Consider the following 4,849-nt stretch of genomic DNA (forward strand, 5'->3'; position numbering starts at 1 on the left):
AGGATGGGCAACTAGTGGAGCAGAAGGTATTCAAGGACGCGGCGGCGTTGAAGCAGTCGCTGGATTCAGTGCAGGCACCATGAGAATCCACTCCGCCAGCACCTGATCGCCCTGCGTCGCACCTCGCTCTCGAAGCAAGGCCAGCGCGGCAGTCAGATAGGCCCCCTGCTCTCGTCCTCCGCTGGCAACGTACAGCGCGGCATCGTCCCGCGCCTGCATGAGGACCTTTTCATCACGCCCTTCGATTGCCGCTGATGTCCACATGAACGGCGCTGTCGTCGCCATGGTGGTCAGAATCGGGGAGTAGAGCACCAGCCCTGACGATATCAGTGGGTCATTGAATTCGACGTCACCTACCGCCTGGACGTCTGCGAACCAGCATGACCCGATCAATGCAGCCAGCAGTGTGGCGCCTGGCCGGCGAAGGCCTGCCATCTGGCCGCATGCGGGCCGTAAGAAACTGCGTAAATCATTCGACACGATGTTGGAGGGCCTCACCATTCTTCCTTATTGAGTTTCCCGAGCGGAAACCGGCTTCCGAGCCGCGTAGCCGTAAAGGCCGCTTTCTACCTGGCAATGACCTGGCCATCACATTCGACCAGCCCGGCCAGGGACTCGCCTCAACGTGTTCAAACACAGTGACGTCTTCCGCAGCTGGCGTCCGTTCGCTCGGATCGTCCATGCCCTTCAGGAAGTCAGCCGTCTGGAGAGCATCACCGTCAGCGTTGTGCCACCCTGATGTGCCAACGCGAGTCAGGCACTCAATCGTGACCGGTTCCTTTCTTGCTTCCCGGCAATGCCAAGAGCGTGACCCCACTGATACAGGCCAAACCGATGAAAACTGCAGACAAGGTCAAGAGGTAATCAAGTTCATCGGTCCCCCTGCCGCCCCCCGTCACGGCGCCTGCGACTCCCCCCATCCATAGCAACGCCGAAAGCAACGCCAGAACCCCGAGCAGCGACGTGGCGATGATCAACAGTACTTTCATTGGTTCTTCCTCCTTGAAGCAATTTCCAACAATCGTGAAAGGCGGCTTCATCGCACGGACTCAGCGTGCCTTGGCAGGCACTGCTACGCCTTGAACATTGACACTTGTTCAGAGCCAGTGAGTCTGCATATCAAGCATCGACCTTCACATGAAAAGGCGGAATCCAGGCTCGGCTATGGAATAACGGCCCGCAGACAAGAGCAGCACTGTCGTGAACACAACGCGGTGCATTTCAAGCATTTTGTTTACAAGTGCTTCTGCGTTGCCCCTCACTTCAATTCATCCGGTTTCCAGTCGATGGGTTTATCAGCATCGTAACCCTGGGTCGGATGAGGGGGGAGAGGGTGGTCTTTTAGCAGATTGGGAAAGCGCAGATCAGGGTCGGCTTCAAGCTGCGCATTTATCCGACCATAGAGCTCTTTCAGCTTTTCATCTGGCGCGTAATAAAAGGCCAGATGAGGTGGGGTTCTTTTATCGAAGGCACCCTCTAGGATCATTGCAGAAGTACCATGCCCCAATGATACTGCCATTTGATGATTCCTCACTGCAAGAGGGAAATTACCTTTAATATTATAATACATCCCCAACTCATAATAGGCCTCAGCATAGTTTTGTTCAGCAGAACAATTAACATACTTCAGACCCAGACCATCCTCTTTTAACTCGTAAATATAAATCTGCCCCAGTCTAAGTTGAGCAGCCGGATTACCCAACTGTGCAGCTTTATCGAGATAGGTCAAACCATCCGTCTCTGGGTTGGTCACTCCATTACGGTTGCCAATCATCGCGCCCATATCGTAGAAACCCTGTGGGATACCCAGTTGCACCATACGCTCATAGAGGTCCAATGCCTTCTGCGGATCTTTGTCCAACGCACCAGGCCAGCCAGTACGGTATAACCCCGCCAAATTATGCATGGCCTTCCAGTGATCGCGGGCTGCAGCTTTATGGTAAAGCGCCAGAATGTCCTGGCGGACGCTGCCACGTATTTCATATTGGCGTTTGGTCAGGGAAAGCGCCTCTTTGTACCAAGCATCGGCCTCTGCATCCAAGAGTGGCAAATGGTCTTTTTCATGGACGCATACAAAGTTACGATAGTCGGACTCGGCCATCGCATAGTTTCCTTCAAGCAACAACAAAACAGCCATGAAAGAAACAATAACCTTCATGCTCAGCCCACTGCCAATACAGATTTGTCAAAAAGGACAGATTCATCCAAGCCAAGTCAAATGACGTCAGCAAATAAATCTGTTCCTTTTTGTTCCCTGGAAATATGCTTGCCTACCGGGCCAAGTCCTCACGAATGCTTTCACTGAGTTTCTTGAAGCGAGGGATGACTGCTTCCGGTGGCGGCGTATGCTGGGACAGGTCGTCCGTGCCTTTCTGAAAGGTGGTCATCTGTACTGCCAACAAGGGAGAAGCCGTGCCACCCCGGTGTGCCAGGGCGAACCAGGCACGCTCCTGCTCACCAGACTCCAACTTGGGATCCAGGCGCCAGCCTTCCAGACCTGCCAGGCGCTTGCCAAGCTGAATGCGCTCGATAAACGGAGTTTTCTGCCATTTTTCGGCGTCATAGCCTGGGCGATAGTCCGTGTCATAGGTACCTAACGTGGGCTTGGTTTGCCAAGGATCGTTGGCTGAGGCATTGATCAGGGTAAAGATCACGTTGGGAGTCTGGGTGAAACGCAGACTATTCTTGATGCTGTAGGCGGTCTTGCCATCATCGGCGATAAACCCGTAGGGGAAGCAGAACCCTGGGCCTTTGGGCACTTCATACAATTCACGCGGCTGAAAACGCTCCATCAGCGCCTTGATACGCTTGGCGGAATCGGGGCCGGCCTTGGCAAAGGCGAAGTAGTAGACGCGATTGTTGCGCCAAAGCAAAGCCTTGCCAGGGGCGAGATGCCCGCCCAGAAAATAGGCATCGGGGATGCCAAGATCGTATTCATGAACTGTAGCTAGAGGCAGCTGACGCTCGAGTTCCTCTATGGACTTTATGAAACGCTCCACGGCCTCCTTAGTTGCGTTGGTACTTTCTTTTTCATCCAACACTCTCAGTTCACTAAGCAGTTTCTTATCAGCCTCCAGATTTTTCTGCAGTTCCTTCTGGTAAAGACGCGCCGTGCCTTTGATATACCTTGCAGCGCCATCGAACATGTCACGTCCGACGACATCACTCACGCGAATAGTCAGCCCGTCATAGTCATAACTGCCAACGTCGCCTTTAGCCGTAACTTTAGGGGTAAATACATGCCCGCCCCGTCCATCAGTGATTCTGTCAGTTCGCGGACCATCATAGGTTGCCCATTGCATTTCTTCAGGCACATCAAAAATTATGCGCCCGAGGCACTCTTGTCGCGGTGCGTCGGCAAGCGCCATACCTGCGGGAATTATCAGACCAAGACTCAGATAGTGAAAAAGGACTCTCATGCACGCTGGATCTCTTCTTCGTGCCCGTAGTCAGCCTGGGCCAGTGCGCGACTACGTTCAGGGTTTTCAAGTACCTGGGCTAGAATGCTCAGGTTTATACCGGAATCATTGTTCTCACCACGCGTCCAGTTGACGGGCAAAGCGCAGATAAAGCCTTGTACACCAACGGGTGAGGAGAAGCTTTTAACGGCAGCCAGAGTATCGGAGTGCCAGAAGCGCTCTTCATAGGGCATGGGCTCCATTAGTTCTCCGCCATGATCAATATTGTTTAGATCGCGGTAAGCCCAGGTTGGCCAGGTGGAGGCAGGGAATCCGTTCAGATAGCCTGTCATATCGGGCGTTTTGCGCGACTGAACCTGACTGATGTTTTGTGGAATAAAATCGAAGGACCTTTCATAGAGGCGGGCATTCAGCAAAGCCCTTTCTTGTATCGCCTTCCAAGTGCCCTCCGCCGCGGGCTGCTCCAGATACTGCTCCAGCCCGGTTGCCGGAGTGACGCTGGATGAGCCTGCGGCCATGGACAAGCCAAAGTGCTTCTTCCATAGATCGACTCGTAACTGATGCACGGCCTTACCGACGGTATGTACCTGCTTGCCGTCGAGCTTGGCCTGCACCGGAGTACTATCGCGAACGATGACTGCCAGCTCGGAATCACGGGTACCCAGTAGGCTACGGTCATTGATATTCGCACTACCGAGAATGGCCACACGATCATCAGCGATCAATAACTTACTGTGCACGTAGATCTGTTCAGTAACCACACGCCCCGTCAAGCTTTCCCAGGTGCGCAGATTAAGCAGGGTCAGGTAGCGACTCCAGTCCTGTTGCTCGTATACAGGCCGGTTGGTTGCGTCCTTGCGCTCGATGACCTTGAGTGCCTCGGCGCGGCTCACTTTGCGATCCAGCAGTTCGCGCAAGGCCATGCGTTTCTGGATACGTTTGATCAGACTGTTCTCGCCAAAAGCCAGACTCTGCATGGTCAAACTAACCTGATGCATGATGTTTAGAACGTTCAGCGCACCTTCTGGATGCACCGGTAGAATCATGTAGACATGAAAGGGACGCCCCTCATCGATAGCCCGCCCAATACGGTTGGCCAAGGCCTCGCCAATGCCATTGATCAGTCCCCTCTGCGCTGCACCCAACTTGTGGGTTAGCCAGCCCTGGACATTGATGCCCCACATGGCCTGCAAACTTTTCAAAAACTGGCGCGCCTCGGTACTGGGCTCCTGGGCAATGCTATCGATTTCCTTCCAGTCCAGCTGCCAGATATCCTCGGCCTCCAACGCTTCGCGCAGCCGCACGCGAGCGACGTAATCCTGGCGCAAACTGCCAGGATCACGCAGGCTCGCCATCGGGCCAGAAAGAGGAGCGTCATCAAAAATTTCGCGCTCGTCTCCATACGCACTCTGAAAGAACTGGTTCTCGAT

Annotated in this window: 5 protein-coding genes; all 5 read right to left on the reverse strand. The window is 54.0% G+C overall.

Going from position 1 to position 4,849, the window contains the following annotated elements; translation table 11 throughout:
• Positions 1 to 30: 30 nt before the first annotated feature.
• Complete coding sequence (locus J0A65_RS27490) at positions 31 to 435, reverse strand: DUF2388 domain-containing protein (RefSeq protein ID WP_232850090.1); 405 nt, start codon at positions 433 to 435, stop codon at positions 31 to 33.
• Between the two features lie 326 nt (positions 436 to 761).
• Complete coding sequence (locus J0A65_RS21385; RefSeq protein ID WP_150607429.1) at positions 762 to 989, reverse strand: hypothetical protein; 228 nt, start codon at positions 987 to 989, stop codon at positions 762 to 764.
• A 269-nt stretch (positions 990 to 1,258) separates the two neighbouring features.
• Complete coding sequence (locus J0A65_RS21390) at positions 1,259 to 2,158, reverse strand: tetratricopeptide repeat protein (protein WP_206596358.1); 900 nt, start codon at positions 2,156 to 2,158, stop codon at positions 1,259 to 1,261.
• 112 nt (positions 2,159 to 2,270) lie between these two features.
• The gene (locus tag J0A65_RS21395; RefSeq protein ID WP_206596359.1) at positions 2,271 to 3,419 is read right to left on the reverse strand and encodes a T6SS immunity protein Tli4 family protein; all 1,149 of its coding nucleotides are present in this window, start codon (positions 3,417 to 3,419) and stop codon (positions 2,271 to 2,273) included.
• Positions 3,416 to 4,849 (reverse strand): phospholipase D-like domain-containing protein (locus J0A65_RS21400; RefSeq protein WP_269814695.1); only part of this gene is annotated, 1,434 nt, incomplete at its 5' end. The genes J0A65_RS21400 and J0A65_RS21395, both read right to left, overlap by 4 nt.

The organism is Bowmanella yangjiangensis, from assembly GCF_017255015.1.
Classification (GTDB): Bacteria; Pseudomonadota; Gammaproteobacteria; order Enterobacterales; family Alteromonadaceae; genus Bowmanella; species Bowmanella yangjiangensis.

Excerpts from the sequence above, each read along its gene's own strand:
- J0A65_RS27490 (WP_232850090.1), bottom strand. The coding sequence starts at position 435 with ATGGCAGGCCTTCGCCGGCCAGGCGCCACACTGCTGGCTGCATTGATC.
- J0A65_RS21395 (WP_206596359.1), bottom strand. The coding sequence starts at position 3,419 with ATGAGAGTCCTTTTTCACTATCTGAGTCTTGGTCTGATAATTCCCGCA.
- J0A65_RS21385 (WP_150607429.1), bottom strand. The coding sequence starts at position 989 with ATGAAAGTACTGTTGATCATCGCCACGTCGCTGCTCGGGGTTCTGGCG.
- J0A65_RS21390 (WP_206596358.1), bottom strand. The coding sequence starts at position 2,158 with ATGAAGGTTATTGTTTCTTTCATGGCTGTTTTGTTGTTGCTTGAAGGA.